23 protein-coding genes are annotated in these 22,760 nt (G+C 30.8%); 4 read left to right on the forward strand and 19 right to left on the reverse strand.

Annotation, left to right across the window (positions count from 1 at the left end; genetic code table 11):
* Positions 1–56 precede the first annotated feature (56 nt).
* Positions 57–995 carry a phosphoglycerate dehydrogenase gene (locus ACTG48_RS18445; RefSeq protein WP_021386235.1) on the reverse strand — a complete coding sequence of 313 codons (939 nt, stop codon included), beginning with the start codon at positions 993–995 and terminating at the stop codon, positions 57–59.
* Between the two features lie 100 nt (positions 996–1,095).
* Complete coding sequence (locus tag ACTG48_RS18450) at positions 1,096–1,518, reverse strand: DUF3783 domain-containing protein (RefSeq protein WP_479917636.1); 423 nt, start codon at positions 1,516–1,518, stop codon at positions 1,096–1,098.
* A gap of 192 nt (positions 1,519–1,710) precedes the next feature.
* Between ACTG48_RS18450 and ACTG48_RS18455 the strand changes: the two genes are divergently transcribed.
* Positions 1,711–2,994, forward strand: a complete 1,284-nt coding sequence (locus tag ACTG48_RS18455; RefSeq protein ID WP_021386189.1) for a conjugated bile salt MFS transporter — start codon at positions 1,711–1,713, stop codon at positions 2,992–2,994.
* Between the two features lie 77 nt (positions 2,995–3,071).
* Here ACTG48_RS18455 and ACTG48_RS18460 read toward each other — a convergent pair whose 3' ends face one another.
* The 8 genes from ACTG48_RS18460 to ACTG48_RS18495 form a co-directional block, all read right to left on the reverse strand.
* Positions 3,072–3,587: a 4Fe-4S dicluster domain-containing protein gene (locus ACTG48_RS18460; RefSeq protein WP_021386201.1), complete on the reverse strand. Its 516-nt coding sequence runs from the start codon at positions 3,585–3,587 to the stop codon at positions 3,072–3,074.
* Positions 3,587–4,963, reverse strand: coding sequence for a [FeFe] hydrogenase, group A (locus ACTG48_RS18465; protein WP_021386239.1), 1,377 nt, complete (start codon positions 4,961–4,963; stop codon positions 3,587–3,589). The genes ACTG48_RS18460 and ACTG48_RS18465 overlap by 1 nt, the downstream gene beginning before the upstream one ends.
* A 24-nt stretch (positions 4,964–4,987) precedes the next feature.
* Entirely contained in the window at positions 4,988–5,539 is a 552-nt protein-coding gene (locus ACTG48_RS18470; RefSeq protein ID WP_021386206.1) for a 4Fe-4S dicluster domain-containing protein, read from the reverse strand.
* 40 nt (positions 5,540–5,579) lie between these two features.
* Positions 5,580–5,792 carry a hypothetical protein gene (locus ACTG48_RS18475; RefSeq protein WP_202594874.1) on the reverse strand — a complete coding sequence of 71 codons (213 nt, stop codon included), beginning with the start codon at positions 5,790–5,792 and terminating at the stop codon, positions 5,580–5,582.
* Entirely contained in the window at positions 5,761–6,594 is an 834-nt protein-coding gene (fdhD, locus tag ACTG48_RS18480) for a formate dehydrogenase accessory sulfurtransferase FdhD (protein ID WP_479917637.1), read from the reverse strand. Before fdhD ends, ACTG48_RS18475 begins: the two co-directional genes overlap by 32 nt.
* 48 nt (positions 6,595–6,642) lie before the next feature.
* Positions 6,643–8,787, reverse strand: coding sequence for a formate dehydrogenase subunit alpha (fdhF, locus tag ACTG48_RS18485; protein ID WP_479917638.1), 2,145 nt, complete (start codon positions 8,785–8,787; stop codon positions 6,643–6,645).
* A gap of 243 nt (positions 8,788–9,030) precedes the next feature.
* Positions 9,031–10,089, reverse strand: a complete 1,059-nt coding sequence (locus ACTG48_RS18490; protein WP_479917639.1) for a lysylphosphatidylglycerol synthase transmembrane domain-containing protein — start codon at positions 10,087–10,089, stop codon at positions 9,031–9,033.
* A 211-nt stretch (positions 10,090–10,300) separates the two neighbouring features.
* Positions 10,301–10,960, reverse strand: a complete 660-nt coding sequence (locus ACTG48_RS18495; RefSeq protein ID WP_479917640.1) for a response regulator transcription factor — start codon at positions 10,958–10,960, stop codon at positions 10,301–10,303.
* A gap of 287 nt (positions 10,961–11,247) precedes the next feature.
* Here ACTG48_RS18495 and ACTG48_RS18500 point away from each other — a divergent pair, with 287 nt between their 5' ends.
* On the forward strand, positions 11,248–11,877 hold the full coding sequence (locus ACTG48_RS18500; protein WP_479917641.1) for a DUF3786 domain-containing protein: 630 nt from the start codon (positions 11,248–11,250) through the stop codon (positions 11,875–11,877).
* Between the two features lie 71 nt (positions 11,878–11,948).
* Positions 11,949–12,785, forward strand: coding sequence for a prenyltransferase/squalene oxidase repeat-containing protein (locus ACTG48_RS18505; RefSeq protein WP_021386232.1), 837 nt, complete (start codon positions 11,949–11,951; stop codon positions 12,783–12,785).
* A gap of 81 nt (positions 12,786–12,866) precedes the next feature.
* Here the strand turns inward: ACTG48_RS18505 and ACTG48_RS18510 are convergent, their stop codons facing one another.
* From ACTG48_RS18510 to ACTG48_RS18540, 7 genes are all read right to left on the reverse strand, one after another.
* A complete protein-coding gene (locus ACTG48_RS18510; RefSeq protein ID WP_479917642.1) occupies positions 12,867–13,451 on the reverse strand; it encodes a DUF1062 domain-containing protein in 585 nt (194 codons plus the stop codon).
* Between the two features lie 292 nt (positions 13,452–13,743).
* Positions 13,744–14,022 carry a CD3324 family protein gene (locus ACTG48_RS18515; protein ID WP_479917643.1) on the reverse strand — a complete coding sequence of 93 codons (279 nt, stop codon included), beginning with the start codon at positions 14,020–14,022 and terminating at the stop codon, positions 13,744–13,746.
* A gap of 276 nt (positions 14,023–14,298) precedes the next feature.
* On the reverse strand, positions 14,299–14,835 hold the full coding sequence (locus tag ACTG48_RS18520) for a hypothetical protein (RefSeq protein WP_021386164.1): 537 nt from the start codon (positions 14,833–14,835) through the stop codon (positions 14,299–14,301).
* A gap of 132 nt (positions 14,836–14,967) precedes the next feature.
* Positions 14,968–16,077, reverse strand: a complete 1,110-nt coding sequence (gene tnpB / locus ACTG48_RS18525; protein ID WP_479917644.1) for an IS200/IS605 family element RNA-guided endonuclease TnpB — start codon at positions 16,075–16,077, stop codon at positions 14,968–14,970.
* A gap of 587 nt (positions 16,078–16,664) precedes the next feature.
* The gene (locus tag ACTG48_RS18530; RefSeq protein WP_479917645.1) at positions 16,665–16,886 is read right to left on the reverse strand and encodes a hypothetical protein; all 222 of its coding nucleotides are present in this window, start codon (positions 16,884–16,886) and stop codon (positions 16,665–16,667) included.
* A gap of 173 nt (positions 16,887–17,059) precedes the next feature.
* Positions 17,060–19,426, reverse strand: coding sequence for an exosporium glycoprotein BclB-related protein (locus tag ACTG48_RS18535; protein WP_479917646.1), 2,367 nt, complete (start codon positions 19,424–19,426; stop codon positions 17,060–17,062).
* Positions 19,427–19,492: 66 nt separating this feature from the next.
* The gene (locus ACTG48_RS18540) at positions 19,493–20,569 is read right to left on the reverse strand and encodes a glycosyltransferase (RefSeq protein WP_021386280.1); all 1,077 of its coding nucleotides are present in this window, start codon (positions 20,567–20,569) and stop codon (positions 19,493–19,495) included.
* Positions 20,570–20,847: 278 nt separating this feature from the next.
* On the opposite strand from ACTG48_RS18540, the gene ACTG48_RS18545 reads away from it, so the two are divergent.
* Positions 20,848–21,339, forward strand: coding sequence for a DUF2284 domain-containing protein (locus tag ACTG48_RS18545; RefSeq protein ID WP_021386301.1), 492 nt, complete (start codon positions 20,848–20,850; stop codon positions 21,337–21,339).
* A 192-nt stretch (positions 21,340–21,531) separates the two neighbouring features.
* Here ACTG48_RS18545 and clpP read toward each other — a convergent pair whose 3' ends face one another.
* Together clpP and ACTG48_RS18555 are read right to left on the reverse strand one after the other, a co-directional pair.
* A complete protein-coding gene (gene clpP, locus ACTG48_RS18550) occupies positions 21,532–22,116 on the reverse strand; it encodes an ATP-dependent Clp endopeptidase proteolytic subunit ClpP (protein WP_479917647.1) in 585 nt (194 codons plus the stop codon).
* Complete coding sequence (locus tag ACTG48_RS18555) at positions 22,113–22,589, reverse strand: helix-turn-helix transcriptional regulator (protein WP_021386282.1); 477 nt, start codon at positions 22,587–22,589, stop codon at positions 22,113–22,115. The genes clpP and ACTG48_RS18555 overlap by 4 nt, the downstream gene beginning before the upstream one ends.
* Between the last annotated feature and the right edge of the window lie 171 nt (positions 22,590–22,760).

Below are 22,760 nucleotides of genomic sequence, written 5' to 3' on the forward strand. Positions count from 1 at the left end.
TTAGTATCTCTAAAAATACCAATAAGAGTTTTTATTTTCACTAGAATTTTTTATGTTTAATAGCCTCTTGATATATCTACAACATTATCTATAGGTTTATTCTCCATTATATAGTGTTTCAAATTATTATAAACCATATTAAATGTTCTTTCCTTATTCTTATCAGATACCCAAGAATTGTGAGGAGTTACTATGACATTTTCGCACTCCCATAACTTATTATCTTGACTTAAAGGTTCACTTTCAAATACATCTAATGCTACCCCTCTAAATTTTTCTACACATTCTTCTAAATCTTTCTGGTTAACTGTATTTCCTCTACCAACATTGATAAATACTGAACCTTCTTTCATAAGCTTAAACATGTCCTTGTTTACTATTCCATCTGTACTTTTTGTGGAAGGCATTGCTACAACAACTATGTCACACTCTTCAAATACAACATTCATATTGTCAGTAGCAAAACATTTATCAAAGTATTTTTTACTACTTCCATCAGTATTTACACCCCATATTTCTAGACCAAAAGCCTTTAACCTTTTAGCTGCTTCTGATGATATAGTACCTGTTCCAAGAAATCCAACTCTTTGACCATATAATTCTGATACGGAAAAATCCATCTTCCATTCTTTGTTTTGTTGCTGTTTAAAAAACTTTGCACTATTTTTATAGATTTCTAAAATATACATGACTATGCTTTCACCAATAGGTATACTATATCCACCTCTATTATTAGCTATCTTAATATCTCTCTTTAATACTTCTTCTCTTGGAAGTTGGTCTATACCTACACTAGTTGTTTGTATATATTTTAAATTTTCCATTTTAGAAATATCTAGTCTATTAAAAGGATTATATGTAACTAGTACATCTGCAGTGTTTACATCTTCATTATTTTCAATACTATCTTCAGAGTAATGTATAACATCATATCCTAATTCACTTATTTTATCAAACTTTTCTTTTCCATAGTTTATTGTAAATAAAACTTTCATCTTAATCTCCTTCATCCACTCACATTAAAATTTTTATATACTACAGTATAATATGATACTTAATGTATATTAGTTAAACTCACTAGAAGATGTTTCAAAATTATTTATGTTCAATTGTTTTTCCTAAAGCCATAGCATTACGTTCTTGAACTAAATTTTCTATTAAATTATTTAATGTCCAATCAATAGATGTTTCAGTTACAATAGCTGTAAAAGGTCTACTTATTCTCACTTTTTTTAATCCTTCTAAAAATGCATTTACTTGTGTACTTGGTGTGTTATTGAATATCACTGATTTACTCTTAATTCCATTTTCACATTCATTTGATATATTCCCATCCAAAATATCTCTTATTACATTTTCTCCATTTTTATCACTTAAAATTATGTGGTCTCTTATTCCAGCAAAATTACTAACATTTTTAATTAGTGATAATTCTTTTTTATTAAAATTTACAAACATGATACACTTTCTATTGTGTATTTTATCTAGATTATTATTATTTATCTTTTCAAATGACATTTCATCCATCCTTTCATTTATCTATCTATATATGTTAATTTACCCCATCCGTTTAAAATAATCAATTTTTATAGAGAATTTTTATATTAATACTCAAAATTATATTTAAATAATTATACTATCCAAAACTAATCTATAAAACTAGAATAATTAGATTAGTATTTACAAATCCTAATCTAAAGGAGAGATACAATGAATACACTACTAAACAATAAATTTAGCATTAAAAATTTTTCAAATGCTTGGGTTATAGTAATTGGTTGTATGTTGATGCAAGCTGTTCCATTTAGTATTGTAGCAAGTATACAGCCTCAGTTTATAAGTTACGTTGTAGAAGGAGAAGGCTTTAGTTTAGCGTCTTTTTCTCTAATATTCACTATTGGTACTATAGCTTCAGCAATTGCATCACCTTTTATAGGTACATTATTTTCTAAGGTCAATATTAAGATACTATATTTATTAGGTTGTTTAATTTCTAGCATTGCATTTGCTGCTTTTTCTATATGTACTGAATTATGGCAGTTTTACACTGTATCATGTATTGTGCAAATTGGTGCTACAATTATATCTTCCATAGGGATACCAGTTTTAATAAGTGCTTGGTTTGATGAAGAAAGTAAAGGAAAAGCTCTTGGTTTTGCTTTTGCGGGTGGCTCTATTGGGAGCATATTTTTACAACCAATTGCAGTTCGCTTATTAGCTTCTCAAGGATATAGTCGTTCCTATCTAATATTTGGAATTGTAGCATTAATAGTTGGTATACCTGTAATATTATTCATACTTAAAATGCCTAAGGACATTAGTGAAAAAGTGAAATCCAAAGGTAAAAAAGAGAAAGTATCTAGTACAGTTTCTCCTTCAGTATGGGGTTATACATTAAAAGAAGCTAAAAAAATTAAGTATTTTTGGATTATGACAATTGGATTTATATTTGTTGGTATATATGTTTCATCACTATCTGTGCAATATCCAACTTATCTTAGAAACTATCTAAATCCAATTCTAGTAGGAATAGTAGGCTCCACCTTTGCTTTATTTGCTCTCATTGGTAATTTAATTGGAGGATTATTATTTGACAAATTTGGTCAGATAAAACCGCTTATTATATCTTTTATATTGGTATTTATAGCTACTTTATCACTACTACTTGTAGACAAATATTCTAACTTTGCATTTGTATTTGCTGCCTTGAAAGGACTTTCTGTATTTGCTTATATGATTGGTCCTGCTTATTTAACTGGTGCTTTCTTTGGTCAAAAGGAGTTTGGTAGTATATATGGAATCGTACAATTAATTTTTGCAGTGGGATTTGCGTTAGGTTCAACATTATTTGGATTATTGGTTGATAACTTTGGATATAGGTTTTCTTGGTCTATTATAATTTTATCAGTTATAATTGCCTATACTTTACTTATTATAACTTCTATAGGAATGAAAAAAATGAATGAGGAAAGGCTCGATAAACTAATGCAATAATTGATTTTTAGATATATAAATATTATATAAAAAAGATGGAGCTTTTAATATCAAATAGAACTCCATCTTTTTATATATTACAATATAGCTAATTTTCTTTTGTTTTTAACTTTACTATCTATATCTTCATCCTTAACAATAGTAAATGCTTTGGTTGGACAGACATTTACACATGCAGGTCCTTCTGGAGATTCTATACAAAAATCACATTTATTTGCTGTCATTCTTTCTCTAAAACAAAGCTTTCCTTCGTCTATATCTTTTAATGTAACTATATCTATTGCTCCTATAGGACAAGCTAACATACAAGTCTTACATCCTATACAATTTTCTTCATTTATTTTTATTGTGTTTCCTACCCTAACTATACCACCATTTGGACATGCCTTTGCGCAAGGAGCATCTTCACAGTGTCTACATTGTATTGGAGCACTAACTTCCTTTGTCTTTATAACAGAAAGTTTTGGGTTAAAATTTATCTCATCTGGATTTTTGTAAAAAATATCCTCATCTGAATGTGCAACTACACATCCTATCATACAAGTCCTACATCCTATGCACTTATCAGGGTCTGCTATAACAAAATAGTTCATTACTTAGCCACTTCCTTTCCTATACAGTATGTAGTGTGTAATAAATGATGAGATTTTTCTCCTAATGGTTCTACTAGATATTCATCATACAGCTTTTTAATCTCAGGGTTCTCATGAGATTTTCTAACTGCTAAATGTTCATCATGCACATATGTTGCTTTTGTTCTATTTTCATAGGCTAATTCTTTATATTCTTCTAGTAAAATTTTTGGTTGACCTCCACCACTTACACATCCAACAGGGCAAGTCATAACTTCAATAAAATCTACATCCAATTTTCCTTTTTCCAAATCTTCAAGTACTGGTATTACATTTTTTAGTCCACTCACTACTCCAACTCTTAGGTCTAAATCTCCTATTTTAATAGTTGACTTTCTAAAACCATTCTCTCCTCTTACTTGCTTTACTTCTACATTAGGAATACTCTCTCCAGTTATAAGCTCATAACCAGTTCTTATAGCGGCTTCCATAACTCCACCAGTAACACCAAATATAGTTCCAGCTCCACTATAGCTACCTAAAGGACTATCAAACTTTTCTTCTCTTAAGTTTTTGAAATCAATTCCCATATCTTTTATTAGGTAAGCTAATTCTCTTGTAGTTAACACTACATCTACATCTCTATATCCACTAGAATCCATTTCTTCTCTATCACATTCATATTTTTTACATGTACATGGCATTATAGAAACACTAAATATCTTTGATGCATCTACATTATTTATTTCTGCTCCATAAGTTTTAAATATCGCTCCACCCATCTGTTGAGGTGATTTACAAGAAGATAAATGATTAGTTAATTTAGGATAATTTTTTTCCATAAACTTTACCCATGCTGGACAACAAGATGTAAACATTGGGAGAGTTCCACCTTCTGTAACCCTTTTAATTAACTCACTACCTTCTTCCATGATAGTCAAATCTGCTGCAAAGTTAGTATCATAGACTCTATCAAAATTTAAAGCTCTAAGTGCTGCTGCCATTTTACCAGCACCTAAGTATCCTAAATAATATCCAAAATCTTCTCCTAAAGCTACTCTAACTGCTGGTGCACATTGAACCATAGTAAATACATTTGGGTCACTTAAAGCCTTTTTCACCCTATCCACATCACATACATTATGTGCTGCAAATATAGGTTCATTTATAGACTCTGGTATATCTCTTTCTTGTTTTTTGATTTGTAAAAATTCAAAACCTTCATCTATAACTGAGGCATATGATTTACAAGTTTGAACACATTGACCGCACATAACACATCTATCTAAATTTATTTCTTGTGGTTTCCCCTCTTCACCTTCAATAGCATTTACTGGACAGACTTTTGAACATTCTCTGCATCCAGTACATAAATCTTTATCTATATTTATTATCATAAACGTCACCTACCCCTGTATCCTTTATTTATTTGTTAACAATAAACTAAGTGCAGCCTGTCTATTCTTAGCTTTTTTGTCATCTATTGGAGTAACAAGTTTTAATGCTTCCTGAGGACATGCACTTATACAAGCTATTTTTTCATTGTCTTTACATAAGTCACATTTATAAGCTATTTTTTTATTTTCTTCTAAAATTACTTGTTCTACTTCTTTACCATCTTCATATTGTGGAAGTAAATCTATAGCTCCAAAAGGACATGCTAGCAGACAAGTTTTACATCCTATACACTTTTCTTCATTAACAGACATAATATTATTTTCTTTGATTATAGCTTTTTGTGGACATGAGTTTAGACAAGGAGCATCTTCACAATGTCTACATTGTATTGGCATACAGAAAGTATCACCTTTTACTAAATAAAGTCTAGGTATAACAGGTATATCAACTGTTCCAACTGTATAACCTACATTGTTATGTTGATTATGCATTGTAAAACAAGCTACTTCACAAGCTCTACAACCTGTACATTTGTTTGGGTCTGCTATTACAAAAGAGCCTATCTTATTTTTCATATTATCCCACCTTTCAATTTGCATATTTCTAACACCCTAGTTACTTTCCATTATATATATTTATATATTTTAATATTTTCTCAGTACTTATATTTCGCTTACATTTTTTACACAAATTGTATGTGTTTTCATATATTTTATCAGTGTCATCAATTAATGCTCCACAAATTTCACACTTTGAATATTTTTGTTTTTCTTTTTTAATACACATATACTCAGTCTCACTTTTTAATAACTCTCTGTGGGTTTGCATAAATATTCATTCGTCTTCCTCTTACAAACCCAATAAGAGTTATGTTTAATTTTTTAGAAAGCTCTATTGATAAATTAGTCGGTGCCGATTTTGATACTACAATAGGAATTTGAGTCATAGCTGCTTTCAATATCATCTCCAATGATATTCTTCCACTTACTGCTACAATTTTATCTTCCAATGATATTTCATTTAAAACACAAAACCCAATCGCCTTATCCATTGCATTATGTCTCGCTACATCTTCACAAGTTACTATGTTTTTATCATAATTAAATATGGATACACTATGCACTCCACCTGTGTTTTTGAATAATTCTGACGAATTCAAATTTCTATCCATTATACTATAAACCGTATCATAATTTATTTTTATATTACTCTCTACAGGAACACATTTTATATAGTCTAGTGAATTCAAAAATATAATTTGCTCATCTTCAATTTCCTGTTTTCTTTGAATATTTACTCTTGCAAAACGCTCCTTTTCGTTTATCTCCAAACTTAATAAATTTTTTTTATTTTTTATGTATCCCTTAGTTTTCAAAAAACCAACTACAAGTTCTTTCAAATTATATGGGGTACATAAAAATGTATTTATATATTTATCGTTCAAAATAAAACTAAGTGGATATTCTGCAATTATTTCTTCATTATCTGATGATAGTTCATATTCGTTTATTTTATTTACTTCTACATTAAAAGAATTTAAATATTTGTAATCCACTAGACTATAACTTTTTTCAAAAACTTCATCTTTGCTATTCTCTTGTAATTTAGTTTTTGAGTATATATTATTCATAAAATATTAGCCTTTCCGCTTTTTATAAATCTTTAATCCAATTAACAGCTAAATATTTGTAGCAGTCATTTTATCTTTGAGATTTTGATACTCTTCTTTCACACATTTTTCTGCTAGTTCTTGGTCTTCAAGTTTCTCCAGTTTAACAGCACAATATTTATATTCTGGTGTTTTAGATATAGGGTCCAAGTTTGCTATTGTAAGTTCATTACAAGCTCCAACCCACCACTGATAAGTCATATATGTTGCACCTTCCTTAACCCTATCAGTAACTGTTGCTCTTGTTATTACACTTCCTCTTCTTGAACTAATTCTAACTAACTCATCATCTTCAATTCCTAATTTTTCAGCATCATTGCAATTTATTTGAACACGGCCTGGTTCATCTTCTAATGAGCTAAGTGTTCTACAATTACCAGTCATAGTTCTTACTGAATAGTGTCCAACTTCTCTTACAGTACATAAGCTAAATGGATATTCATCATCTTCGACTTCCATAGGAGGTCTCCATTCAGCAGCAAATAAATTACCTTTTCCATTAGGAGTAGAAAACTTCTGACCTTCATATAAATACATAGTTCCTTTATCTTCTACACTTTCACTCTTACAAGGCCACTGAACACTCCCTTGAGCTTCTATTTTTTCATAAGTGGCACCTAAGAAACTAGGACATAATTGTCTAAGTTCATCCCATATTTCTTTAGTGTTTTTATAGTTCATAGGGTATCCCATTGCTGTAGAAATTTCGCTTATAATTTGCCAATCTGGTTTTACATCTCCTTGTGGCTCTATAGCCTTTCTCATCAACTGGAACCCTCTATCTGCACATGTATATACTCCCTCATGTTCTCCCCAAGAAGTAGCTGGAAGTATAACATCAGCATGAAGTGCTGTCTTATTCATAAATATATCTTGAACAACGACAAACTCCAATTCATCCAAAGCTTCTCTAACTTCTGATGCGTCTGGGTCACTTTGCACTGGGTCTTCTCCAAATATATAGTAAGCTTTAAGCTTTTTCTCTTTTAGTACTAAATTTGGAACTTGAGTTAAACTATAACCATTATTAGGAGATAATTTTACACCCCAAGCGTTTTCAAATTTTTCTCTTATCTTGTCATCAGTTACATTTTGATACCCTGGATATACATTAGGAAGAGCTCCCATATCACAAGCCCCTTGGACATTGTTTTGTCCACGTACAGGTCCTATTCCAACACTCTCTCTACCAAAGTTACCTGTAAGCAAAGCAATTGATGCAAGTCCTTTAACTACATCAACAGCTTGACCAAATTGACAGACACCCATTCCATAAAGTATCATAGCTTTCTTACCTTTTGCATATTCCCTCATAGCTTTTCTTATAAGCTCTTCTGGAATTCCTGTAATCTTTTCAGCATATTTAGCTGTATATGGTTTAACAATTTCTTTATACTCATCAAATCCTTGTGTATGATTTTGAACAAATTCTTTATTATAAAGACCTTCTTCAATCAAGACATTTCCAAAAGCATTTACTAAAACCATGTTTGTTCCACCTTTTATAGGTAGATGTATATCAGCAATTCTCGCAGATTCAGTTAATCTAGGGTCAGTAACAATTAACTTAGCTCCATTTTTTTTAGCTTTTACTATTCTATTTGCTACTATTGGATGTGAATCTGCTCCATTATATCCAAATATAAATAAAACATCTGCATTTTCTATCTCTGGTATAGAATTTGACATTGCACCACTACCTAATGAGTAAGCCAGACCGGCTACAGATGGTGCATGTCAGACACGAGCACAATGGTCAACATTATTAGTTCCTATTGTAGCTCTCATAAATTTTTGCATTATATAGTTTGCTTCATTGCCAGGACCTCTTGCAGAACCTGTTCCCATAATAGAATCAGGACCATATTTTTCTTTAATTTCATTTAATCTTGAAGCTGTGTAACTTATAGCTTCATCCCATTCAACCTCTTCTAATACACCTTGTTTTCTTATCATTGGCTTTTTTAGCCTAGGTGTTAAAATTTTAGGGTCATTTAGAAAATCCCATCCATAACGACCTTTTAAGCACAAACTTTCTTGATTTGTTCTACCATTAGCTGGTTCAGCTCTTAATATCTTATTATCTTTCACAACTAGATATAATTGGCATCCAGCTCCACAGTATGGACAAACTGTTAAAATTTTTTTCTCCATACATTTCCCCCCTTAGATTTATCCCCTGATAAGTAAAATTTACCTTAAAGATAATGAAATGTTTTTATAATATGCAAAATTACAAATATTTTGCAATACTATCTATTAAATTCAACAATTTTCTCACAATTCCTTTTATGTTTTAAAAAAAATATGTCATAACAATCTTTATATTTCAACTACCTAATTAAAATATTCTAGCTCTTATGACATATTTTTTAATATACGCTTATTTAAATTTATTTAATTTTCACCTAAAACGACATTTCTTCCAATCTTATTTTTCATTCTATAGTGAGTGATTACAGTAAATATTCCACTTCCAATCAGAATCAAATAGTACATAAATCCACCATATAAAAATACTGCATATCCCATCAAAGGTTGAGGGAATACTGATTTGAATATAGTGAAAAATGCTAGTTCATTAGCTCCTACATTCCCAGGTGTTGGTATTGGGGATATTGCCATATATAAAAATGCTTGTAGTGTTAATATATAGATATAACTGTAACCTTGTAAATTAAATGCTTTGTATATCCAAAATGAAACACTAAAGTAAGCACTTAATTGAATAAAAGTTACTATTATAGTTAAAATTAACACTTTTTTATTCTTGGCAAAAAAACTTATCGCTTTACTATAATCATCTATAAAATTTTCTATAGAGTCAACCTTATTATCTAAAAATTTCAAAAATTTAATTTTTGTTAAATGCTTTATAGAAACTCTCATAAAATATTTTATTTTTTGAGGATTTAAAATAACTAATATTATCATAATTAAGACAAATGAGTTAATAGCTATCCCTAAAAAGACTAAAGGCATAATCACTTTCATCTGTTTTTCTAACATAGAAAAATTCATTAGAACAAGTATTGTACAATAAAAAGTAACTACTATTTGAAAAATAATAGATTTATTGGTAACAACTGCGCTTGCCTTACTAAGTGGCATTTTACATTTTTTAAGTACATATATCTGCACTGGCTGGCTTCCTGAGGCAAATGGAGTTATTAAATTATAATAAAATCCCATAATGGCTAGCTTAAAACCAATAAATCTAATATTAACTTTGTGGGTGCTTTCTATAATTATCTTCATTACCACTCCTTCAAGCATTATATGAGACATTATTGCCAAGGCACCTATAAATAAAAATTTCTTATCTACCATAACTATAACATTTGATAACATTTTAATGTCTAATGTTTTAAACACTAGATAAATCGTTATACCTATTAGTAAAAATAAAAATGTATACTGTAGTAAACTTTTTCTAATATTCTTTAGTTTATCCATTAAAGATAACCGTCCTTTTCTCAAGATTTAATACCAAATACCTTATTATTAGTATACACTACGAATATTAATATTTTATAACAAAATACCTTGCAATTTTGTCATTCACAAAAAATATTAATCTATAAATTAAATTTTAATATATAGATTAATATTTTACAAACATTTTGTAGATATATATAATATTTTCACTAAATTACACTTCCATTTATTACACCCATTTATACCCTATACCCCACACAGTTTCTATTGTATATATGTTATATTGTTTTAATTTGCTTCGTATATTTTTTATATGCTCTGTAATAGCACTTATATCACTTTCTCCATCAAAACCATATACTGACTCATATATTCTTTCTTTTGAAAATACTTGCCCCTTATTTTTTGCTAAAAATTCACATATTAAATATTCACTCTTAGTAAAGTTGATTTTTTTACCATCAACTGAAACTTCTTTTCCTAAAAAGTTAAATTGAACATTTGATATAGTTAATAAATTTTTTTTCTCTCTATTTTCTCTTCTTAGGTGAGCTGTTATTCTAGCTCTTAATTCTCCTATACCAAAAGGTTTTGTTATATAATCATCTGCTCCTATACCAAGACCATACATAATATCACTTTCCATATTTTTAGCTGTCAAAAACAGTATTGGACAATCAACCTTATTTCTTATAGCTTTGCATACTTCAAAACCATCCATCTTAGGCATCATTACATCTAATATTATTAAATTAAAAGAATTAAAATTGATATCCATAGCATTTTCCACATCGCTAATTACTTTTACTTCATGTCTATCTCTTTTTAATACATTTTCAATTAGCTTTAACATATCTAAATCATCATCTATTACTAGTATCTTAGACATACTAACTCCTCCCTTTATGTGTTCAATAACATTTTAATGCATATTTTTACAAATTTATATCAACTATCATACTCTCATATTATAGATTACAATAACTGCTTAATATTTTACAAATAAAATATTTTAGATACAAAAACTTTATATTTCAAGCACTTTATATTTATTTTACGTATATTCGCTTAAATATCAAAATTTATAGTTGTAATATTTTAAATATGTAATAAAATCAATAATAAGAAAACTTCTTATTAACATATCTTTAATTATTTAAATTGGAGGAAAAAATCATGGATGAAAAATTAACAAAAAGTAATTATAATGTTCCATTTGACTATGCTCGAGAAAAATTTAAAGAATTAGACCCTCATACAATTAGTAAATTAAGCGATATACCTTTCAACAGTAATTCAAATAAATTCACACTAAATTTTTTTGATAGACAATATATTATAGACTATCCAAGTGGAGAAGTTTGGAATGGTAATGATGACCTTTGTAAAAATTTTGAGCTTAAAATTTTGATAATTAGATACTTAATCAATGCTAAAGGTATTCCTAGAACTAATAAATATGTAACTTTTAAAGAAGTACCAGGAGGTAATGTTTACTATCCAAACTTTTTAAATAGGACCCTCTCTAGACTTTCAGAAGTTTTTGCATCTCAAATAGACAAATACAAGTTAGTTATGGAAAGTATAGGAGCTGAAAAAGTAAACATGGGCGATTTAGCTTATAAGTTTACATATATGGGTAATACATCTATGATATTTATACTTTGGTTTGGAGATGATGAATTCCCTCCAAATTCAAATATATTATTTGATTCTAATATAATTTATTACTTTAATGCAGAAGACTTAGCGGTTGTTCCTGACACAGCTATAGATGCAATTCTAAGTAAAGTAAAGAAATTATAAATATCAATTAATATAATAATAAAACTTCTTATAGATTCATTTAAAATGTAATATGAAATGGAGTCAAAGACATGAATGTAGAAAATCAATCTTTATCAGATATTGAAATAATATTATCACACAGGCATGATAATGGTGCAGACTATTGGACTACACCTGATAAACGTTTAATAAAAGGTTCCCCTTTCTCCACTCTTGATAGTATACTTTACTTGTTAGAATTGGGAGTTAATCCTAATGATACTTTGCTTAAAGAATGTGCTGAACTAATATTTAGTACTTGGAGAGAAGATGGACGTTTTAAACTATATCCAAATGGAGGTATTTACCCTTGTCATACTGCTAATGCTGCTAATGTACTCTGTCATATGGGATATGCGTTTGACACTAGGATACAAAAAACGTTTCAACATTTTTTAGATACACAATATAGTGATGGTGGATGGCGTTGCAATAAATTTAGTTTTGGTAGAGGTCCAGAGACTGAATATTCAAATCCTCTTCCAACACTTAATATACTAAACGCATTTCGTTTTAGTGATTATTTAAATAAAGAGTCAAAGCTTGACAAAGCTGTAGAATTTTTACTTAATCATTGGACTATAAAAAAACCAATTGGACCTTGCCATTATGGAATTGGCACATTATTTATGCAAGTTGAATATCCTTTTCGTAATTATAATCTATTCCTTTATGTCTATGTTTTATCATTTTACAATAGTGCAAAAAAGGATAAGAGATTTCTAGAAGCGTTAAAAACACTTGAATCTAAAATAATAGATAATAAAATTGTGGTTGAGCGTGTAGTTCCCAAACTATCAAAATTATCTTTCTGTAAAAAAGGTAAGCCAAGTACACAGGCTACAACACACTACTATGAAATCTTAAAAAATCTAGAAAGAGAATAGTTATATACAAAAATAGTGGCTTTTCATTTTCATAGCCACTATTTTTTAAAAGATGTAATAATAGAAAATATATTAAGTTAGTTATTCTAGTAAATTTGAAGACTTCTGCTTCTCCTTACCTATCTCTAACATAATTTCATAATTTAATTTGATTTTCTTTAAATCAACTCCAGATATACTTTTAATAACCCCACAGTCTAACATTTCATCAAATTTCTTCCTAGATAAACCTAGTTTCTCACGTAATAATGTTGATACCTTTAGCTGAGATGGATATTTACTAACAATTCTAACTTGTGTAAGGTCATTAATGTTAATTCCTTGACCTACTATTTTATATTCTGGAATACCAACTTCTGCTCCATTTCTATGTAAAAGTTCTGCATTCATAGCATATTGCTCAACAAGATTATCATCATTTTTATGGAATTGTTCTAGTATTTCTTGATTTAAATTTTTTGGATTAACACGAGAATATATAGTTGAGTTCCATGTTGAATCACAATTTGAACACTTATATATTAGCCATATATCCAAATATTTATGTTGAGCATTAACTCTAAATAAACCAGAACAAATATATTCAGCCTTTTTTCCACATTTTTTACAGTACCTAATTACAGGTAGTTGGGAGATATATTTCACCTCCCAAGTAATTTCTTGCATAAACATAATTTCCTTTCTATAAGATTATTAAACTAATAGAAAGTTATGAAAAGGTGGAATATAATCAAGTATTTTTTTCAAAACAAGACCTCCTAATTTTAATAAATTTTAATTTCACACATATAAAAAGCTATTGCTTACTATTAGGTACTTTACAACTAGCTTTGTTAGCTTTTGTATAAGTTATTGAAATTACTTAAATTATATCATCCACTTAAAAGAAACTATACCTCAAACACTTTTATCAAAAGAAAATGAGCCAGTATAGTTATAAAACTATACTAGCTCATTCTTAAACATCTTTTCTTTTTTCTTGTAATACAATTCTTTGAATACTTTTCAAAGATAAGTAATATTTTTCTGATAAGTATTTTAAGTCATGTCCAACTTGATAATCTTCGTAAATTTGCATATTTCTAGTTGATAATTCTGAACGAGTAGATGTATTACTTCCCCATTCTTTTTTATTATTGTATTTTCTAGGAATATAGATATATTCTCCATCTACATATTCTTGTATTAACTCAAGTAATTCTTCTGGTAGTATATGTATTGCTTTTTTATAGCTCATTTTGCTCTCCTATTAAATAGTAATTTTTTATTAGGAATAGCAAAGGGCTATTTATATATTAAATTTTATATTTGCAATAGCCCTTGCTATGCAAAAATAAAGATTAAATCAAACATAAATTCTCACCCCTCCTTATATATCACAGCGATACATATAAGTCTAGCAATAGCATAAATAGTTGTCAATCAATATAAATTATTTATATATACTTTATACTTTATTTATTCTTGTAACTTATTACAGATATAATTAGAATCGTTAATTAATGTGAGCTCTTTATCTTAATGGATTTATTACTGAACAAGGAACACCAACTATACATTTCCCACAAATATCACATCCACCTATATAGGAATACTTAGCTTCATTTAGCATACACATCTCGTAACACTTCTTTCTATCAAATCCATCTTCTTTTAAAGCTCCTTTTACACATTTACTTACACACTTTTTACAACTGTTATTTTGTTTATACAAACAGTATTCTTGTTCTGGCCTTTTAGTTGGCTCTAATTCTAAACTTGTGATTATACTTCCTACTCTTCCACAACATCCTTTTTCTGTGATAAGCATATTATTTAGGCCAAAAGTTCCAAGACCTGCTATGAATGCTACATGTCTTTGTGACCAATCACTGACTAATTTATTGTTATCAAAATTATATGACCCAGGAATGGCATATGAGTTAAATCCTATCTTCTCTAGTTCTCCACATAAAAAATTATTCAGATCTGAAATTAATCTATTAGTTTCTACATATGCCCTTGCCCAAACTTCTGAACATTCAAATCCCCCAATATTACTATTATTCACACTTTTCTGAACCTCCCATGACTAAAGTCACAGGGTTCCTGTTTCATAGAATTTCGCATACTAAAATATGTCTTACCAATTCTCCACAGGCTATCCCCGTAGTTCCTACGGTTCTTACATAAGTTATCTATTTTAAACTGTTATTAGTCTTAATCCTTCTTTTAGTATATTTATACTTGCATTTATATCTCTATCGTGAGTTACATTACAACAAGGACAAATCCATTCTCTTATACTTAAATTCTTCATTTCCTCGTTTTTGTACCCACATTTATTGCATATTTGTGAACTTGCAAAGAATTTACCTACTTTTACAATTTGTCTACCATACCAATTAGCCTTATATTCTAATTGACGAATAAATTCTGACCATGACACATCAGAAATTAAGCGAGATAGTTTACTATTTCTAGTCATATTCTTTACTTGTAAATCCTCTATGCAAATAATATCATTCTCTCGTATTAATTTGGTAGATAGTTTTTGTAGAAAATCCTTTCTTTGATTAGCTATATGTTCTTGAAGTCTTGCAACTTTTAACCTTGCTTTATTTCTATTTAAACTACCAATTGTTTTTCTCGATAATTCTCTTTGTAATTTAGCAAGTTTGTTTAATGACTTTTGAAGATACTTAGGATTTTCTATAAATTCTCCACAACTTGAGATACAAAATTCTTTAATTCCTAAATCTAAACCTATCTGACTATTAGTATTTTCAAATGCTTTAATATCTATATCAGTACAACATAATGATACATAATATTTACCACTTGGTTCTTTGGATACAGTAGCATTAAGTATTCTTCCTTGAGGTACTTGTTTATCCCTTACTTTAACCATACCAAGTTTAGGTAATTTTATATATTGACTACAGTACATAATATTTCCATTTGTAAAGTTAGTTTTATATGAAAATCTGTTAGTTTTTTTTGATTTAAATTTAGGAAATCCTGTATTTTCCTTAAAGAATTTTTTATATGCGTTTTCTAAATCTTTTAAGGTGTTTTGTAGTGAAAATTTGTCAGGTTCTTTAAGCCACTCTAATTCTCTTTTTAAATTGGTCAAATCAGAACTGCACTGTTTATAAGTAAAAGTTTCTTTATCGTTTTCATAAACTTCTATTTTTTTAGCAAGATATTTATTATATACAAATCTACAACATCCAAAAGTTTTGTTAATTAACTCTTGCTGTTTTTTATTTGGATACATTCTAAACTTATATGCTTTTTCCACTACTATCACCTCACTTTACTTGTTTTTCTGATTTTTCCACCCATCCTAATATTAACAAGTGTAATTTTTTTAAACAAGTATTTTTAAGGTTTTTATATCTATTTTTAAATAACATATGTAAGAACCGTAATTCCTAACTTTTATCATTTTTGAGGTTGTCGTTCACATAAGTTCGCTACTACCTATGCAGTTCTCTTATGAACTTCTTACACTTTCATGCAAGCACAGACTATATCTTATCCTTCGGCATTATCCGTTAAGGTCTACCCACTTCCACTACCGATAGCTTGTAGTGTACTTCCCTCAAGAGGAATAGTCGTTGAAGTTTCTCCTATTCGGAGTTTACCTGCTGATTGCCCATTTTAAAGTACTTAGGGTTTAACCTTATACCATCTAACCAATTTTTTCTACTTTCGTAACTTTCACACTTAGGTTTATTTCATCCTTATGTTTTAGTTTGGTTAGCTTTAGGGGTTTCCAGCAATTCAAGTAGTATTGGATAGGTTCTATCCTATCTCTACATATACGTTTCCCTATATGCTGACTATTTTAGCTACTAACTCACGACTAAAATCACAAGTGTGCGTAGCTATTTTTTAATCAAAAGGTATAAAATATGTAATTATAGTTTTACCATCTTTCAAAAAATCTTTTGGCATAGCATGAGATGTTCCTACAGCAATTTTTAGCTTCTGAAACATATCATCTTCAGCAGATGCATAAGCAAATAAAAGCTCTTGCCATTTTGTAGTTATATTATTTAATTTATAATACTCTTTTACAAAATTATTCATTAATGTTTCAATCTTACTTTTCACAATATCCCCCCTAGACAACTTTCCATTTAAAATTTAATGTTATTTATTTTATATTATATTATAGTACTTTATATTATGCTCAACAATTAATATTAAAACTATGTTTATCTATCAGTATTAAAAAAGCTTCTAATATCAATAAGATACTAGAAGCCTTTTTTTAATTATCTAATCTAATTTATTGAAATTCCTGCACTTGCATATCCTGCTACAGTATTAACTAATGAAAGTCCTGAAGCTGTTGCAGTAAATACTAGTAAGAATCGAGTTTGTGCTGTTGCTGCTATATTTAATCCAGTTACAATTCCACTAGAAATTGAACCAACTGATAATATTCCTGTAAGAGGTGGAGCCAGTGTAACTGTTGCTCCTGGAACAGCTGTAAATGAGTTATTTGGTGCAGTCGATTGGTAAAGTGTTGCTGTGATTGTAATCGTTGAACCAACAAGTGAAAGTGCTACTGTTGTACTAAAGTAAGCTGAAATAGATGTTATTGTTCCAGCTCTTGGCATTGAGAATGCAAAGTTAGTCAATGTTCCTGCTGCGTTTGTAAGGTCTATTACTCCTCCAATTATGCTTAAGCCTGGAGCTGAACTACCAAAACCAACAAATCCTGGTGTACCTATTAATCCACCAGCTATAGTTGTAAGTGATAGTGGTATACCTGATGCAAAAGGTATTATTGCACTAGCTCCTGGTATTCCTGTATTTCCTGTTGCTCCTGTTGCCCCTGTTGCTCCTGTTGGACCTGCTACTCCATCTGCTCCTGTTGCCCCTGTTGCTCCTGTTGGACCCACTAATCCATCTGCTCCTGTTGCCCCTGTTGCTCCTGTTGCCCCTGTTGCTCCATCTGCTCCTGTGTTTCCTGTTGCTCCTGTTGGGCCTGTTACTCCTGTTGCTCCATTTGCTCCTGTGTTTCCTGTTGCTCCTGTTGGACCTACTAATCCATCTGCTCCTGTGTTTCCTGTTGCTCCTGTTGGACCTGTTGCTCCATCTGCTCCTGTATTTCCTGTTGCCCCTGTTGCTCCTGTTGGACCTGCTACTCCATCTGCTCCTGTATTTCCTGTTGCTCCTGTTGGACCTACTAATCCATCTGCTCCTGTTGGGCCTGTTGCCCCTGTTGCTCCTGTTGCTCCTGTTATTCCTACTCCTGTTGCTCCTGTATTTCCTGTTGGACCTGTTATTCCTACTCCTGTCGCTCCTGTTGCTCCTGTTGGGCCTACTAATCCATCTGCTCCTGTTGCCCCTGTTGCTCCTGTTACTCCTGTTGGGCCTGTTGCTCCATCTGCTCCTGTTGCCCCTGTTGCTCCTGTTGGACCTATTAGACCTGCTGTTCCAGTTGCTCCTGTTGCCCCTGTTGGACCTGTTGCTCCGTCTGCCCCTGTTGCTCCTGTTGGACCTATTAATCCTGTTGCCCCTGTTACTCCTACTCCTGTTGGACCTGTTGGACCTGTTGCTCCTGTTATTCCTATTCCTGTTGCTCCTGTCGCTCCTGTTGGACCTGTTACTCCAGCATCTCCTGTTGCCCCTGTTGCTCCTGTTGGACCTGTTACTCCTGTTGCTCCGTCTATTCCTGTTGTTCCTGTTGCTCCTGTTGGACCTGTTATTCCTATTCCTGTTGCTCCTGTTGCTCCTGTTGGACCTGTTACTCCAGGTGTTCCTGTCGCTCCTGTTGGACCTATTAATCCTGTTGCTCCTGTTACTCCAACTCCTGTTGCTCCTGTTGGACCTGTTGGGCCTGTTATTCCTATTCCTGTTACTCCTGTTGCCCCTGTTGGACCTGTTACTCCATCTGCACCTGTGTCTCCTGTTGCTCCTGTTGGGCCTGTTACTCCTGTTGCTCCAGGTGTTCCTGTTGCCCCTGTTGGACCTGTTGGACCTGCTAATCCATTTGCTCCTGTTGGGCCTGTTGGACCTGTTGGACCTGTTGACCCAGGTGTTCCTGTTGCTCCTGTTGCTCCATTCGCTCCTGTCCCTCCAGCTGCTCCATTTGCTCCTGTTGCTCCTGTTGCTCCCGTTGGGCCTGTTATTCCTATTCCTGTTGCTCCTGTCGCTCCTGTTGGTCCTGTTATTCCATTTGCTCCTGTTATTCCTGTTGGGCCTGTTGGGCCTGTTACTCCATCTGCTCCTGTATTTCCTGTTGCTCCTGTTACTCCTGTTGGACCTGTTACTCCAAATCCTGTTGCTCCTGTTGGACCTGTTGGGCCTGCTGAACCTGTTGCTCCTGTTGGACCTCTTAATCCTGTTGCTCCTGTATTTCCTGTTGCTCCTGTATTTCCTGTTGGACCTGTTGGGCCTGTTGGACCTGTTGATCCTATTCCTGGACCTCTTGGACCAGTTGGTCCGGTTGATCCCGTTGCTCCTGTTCTACCTCTTGGACCCATTGGACCAGTTGGTCCTACACAAGATGGTGGACATCCATGATGACAATCACAGCTATTATAATTATCATGACCACCATTGCAATCATCATAGTTATTGTTGCAATCATTATCATCAAATGGGCCAAAATATTTATTTCTACTCATTATTAAAAGCACCTCCTAATATATTTGAGCTTTTAAGCTCTATATATAATATGTCAAATTTAGTATTATTGTGACTTATCACTTATTTTTTAACTTATTAAAATAGTTTTCGTTGTGCAAAATAGCACTATCATTAGGTTTAATTTCTTTTGCTTTTTCATGACAATAAATAGCTTTATCTGTTTCTCCTAATCTGTCATAGCAAACACTCAATTGTATATATGGTATATATCCATAGCAATCATTCGATTTAAATCCTCCATTAGTATCATTTTTATCTCTTGTTAGTGCTACCTTATACCAAAAAATGGACTCTTTATATTTTTGTCTATCAAACATGTGCTTTCCTACATCACAGCAAACTTCTGCTCTTGGCTCATCAAATTCAAAGCTTCTAAATAAAGAATATAAGGCATTTTTTTCATCATTAATTAAGTAATAACATGTGGCTAAATCTCTGCAAGCACTGATACAATCCTCAATCCACCCTCTAGATGAATCTAAAAATTTAGTAAAACCTTCTACTGCTTCCTCATACCTCGCATTATAGTACAGCTCTCTTGAATAATAAAATTGATGTCTTGGCTCTAATACCCTACCTTCTGAAATCATTTTTTCAAATATTCTAAGATTTCTTAGAGGGTCCTGTCTGTGTAGTTTTTTATGAGATATTGCAATTTCAGAATAGAATATCTCTCCAACAAGAGGTATCACTTCATGAATAGGGTCAACCCATTTATAATTAGAGCTTCTTTTAAATAATCGTTCTCTATAATATGATAAAGTTGGTTTGCCGTTTTCATCAAAGGAGACATTGTATTTTGCCATAACAATATCAATGGAAGTATCTAAGCTTTCCTTAATTTCCAATAATTTTTTCCTATCATCTTCTAAAATTATGTCATCTGCATCAAGCCACATTGTATAGTCTTTAGAAGCTTTAGAAAATGAAAAATTTCTTGCAGCAGAGAAATCATCTATCCATTTAAAATCATATACCTTGTCTGTATATTTTGAGACTATTTCTTTTGTGGAATCTGTAGAACCAGTATCTACAACTATAATTTCATCTACTATATCCTTTACACAATCTAAACATCTTCCTATAACCTCTTCTTCATTCTTAACAATCATACACAAACTTATTGTAATCATAATGTACAACTCCTTTGTCTTCTATATATTACAGACATAAGTAATATATGGTATTTCTCTTTAATTTGTTATTGAAATTTCAGAAATTTTTAACGACAAAAAAACAGTATATAACTCTATCTACAATATTTACTTTATAGTTCATTTCTATTGAATTCAGAATTCTAATACTTTAATTTGTTTGATATATACTTTTGAGTTATTATAATCATAAGAAATTGTTAAATTTATTCATTCATAGTACAAAAAATTAAACTACTTTTTATTGGAGGCAAATTATGAAAAAATACTTTGAAACATTAAAATCTAATGGAGCAGATATTGCTATTTCAATAGACCCTAAAACGATTCTCACAGCAGCATGGACAATTTACAAGTGCCAGTTTGGTTGTAATACATTTGGGCATAGCCATTGTTGTCCACCTAATGTACCAACATATCAACAGACACAAGCAATAATAGATTGCTATGATAAAGCTATTCTATTTAGATGTCATGAAATGAGTATTGTCACTCCTTTAGCTGTCAAACTTGCAAGAGAACTATTTTTAGATGGATATTATAAAGTAATTGCTTTTGGAAGTGGACCTTGCACAATGTGCGCCAAATGTAACCCTGCTACCTGTAATTTTCCTAACAAAACGGCTCCATCAATGGAAGCTTGTGGCATTGACGTATTTGCTACAGTAAGGTCAAATGGATTAGAAATAAATACTTTACGAAAAAAAGGAGAAATTCAAAATCATTTTGGTTTATTGCTAGTTGATTAAACATGTTAATACTTTATTTTTATTTTAATAGTATAAAGTTTGTATTTATAATAAATCTTTGTACAAATATTAACCAGTGTGGTTATAATCCCAAGAAAAGTTTCTTTTTCTAAAAAAAAATAACCATGTTTAAATAAACATGGTTATTTTTTAGTATCTATATACTATAGATTAGATTCTAAAATCAGCTTTCTACTCTTCTTTATTCATTATATAATCAATTAGTCCATATTCTTTAGCCTCTAGTGCAGTCATAAAATTGTCCCTGTCTGTATCTCTTCTAATATCTTCTATTGATTTTCCTGTATTTTCAGAAAGAATTCTATCTAATTTTTCTTTTGTTTTTAACATATTATCTACTGCTATTTTTACATCTGTTGCTTGACCTTTAGCTCCACCCATCGGCTGATGAATCATAATCTCTGCATTAGGTAAAGCACATCTTTTTCCATTTGTTCCTCCTGCAAGTAAAAATGCACTCATACTTGCAGCCATACCAATACAAATAGTTGACACATCACATCTAACATAATGCATAGTATCATATATAGCAAATCCTGCTGTAACAGAGCCACCAGGGCTATTTATATATATAATTATATCTGAATCTGGGTCTTCTGATTCTAAAAACAGTAATTGAGCTACTACTAGACTTGCAATATCATCATTAATTTCTTCTCCTATAAATATAATTCTATCTTTTAACAATCTCGAATATATGTCATACGACCTTTCCCCTTTACCTGTTTGTTCAATTACATGTGGTACTAAATTCATGCTACCTTCACCTCGCAATTAATATTAAAATAAGAATTGATTTCGTCTCTTCTTTGTTCATAATTAATACTTGTATAAGAAATACATTTTGTATTTTGGATTTGATGATTTAGATTTAAAACAAATCTATGTTGTATAGGATAAAATTCATCTTTATTTCTATATACTTGTGGAGACTCTTTGTATAATTTTCTAAATGCTAGCGTAAATGATTGATGTGTAGAATATCCTGCTGTAATAGCTATGTCTATAATATATTTATCTGTAAATATAAGTTGTCTAGCTGCTTCAGTAAGTCTCCTTCTCTGTATGTATTGATGAATAGTACATCCTACAATATTTGTAAACATTCTGTGCAAATGATATTTTGAATAATTAGCAATATCTGCTATCTTATCTAAATTTAAATTTTCTGTAAGATTTTCTTCTATATAATCAATGATTTCCATAATCACATCTGTATTTGTTTTCAACTTCATCATCTCCTTTTAAGTATTATAACTTATGCAAAAACTTTTTTCTTAATATAAATTGCTATCTTAACTTAATTAATAGTTACAAAATATCCACAACACAATATTAAGTATTCCAACATAAAAATAATAATAGATATCATTAATATAATACTATTATTAAAATTTCAA

It is taken from the genome of Clostridioides sp. LIBA-6822 (assembly GCF_056688955.1).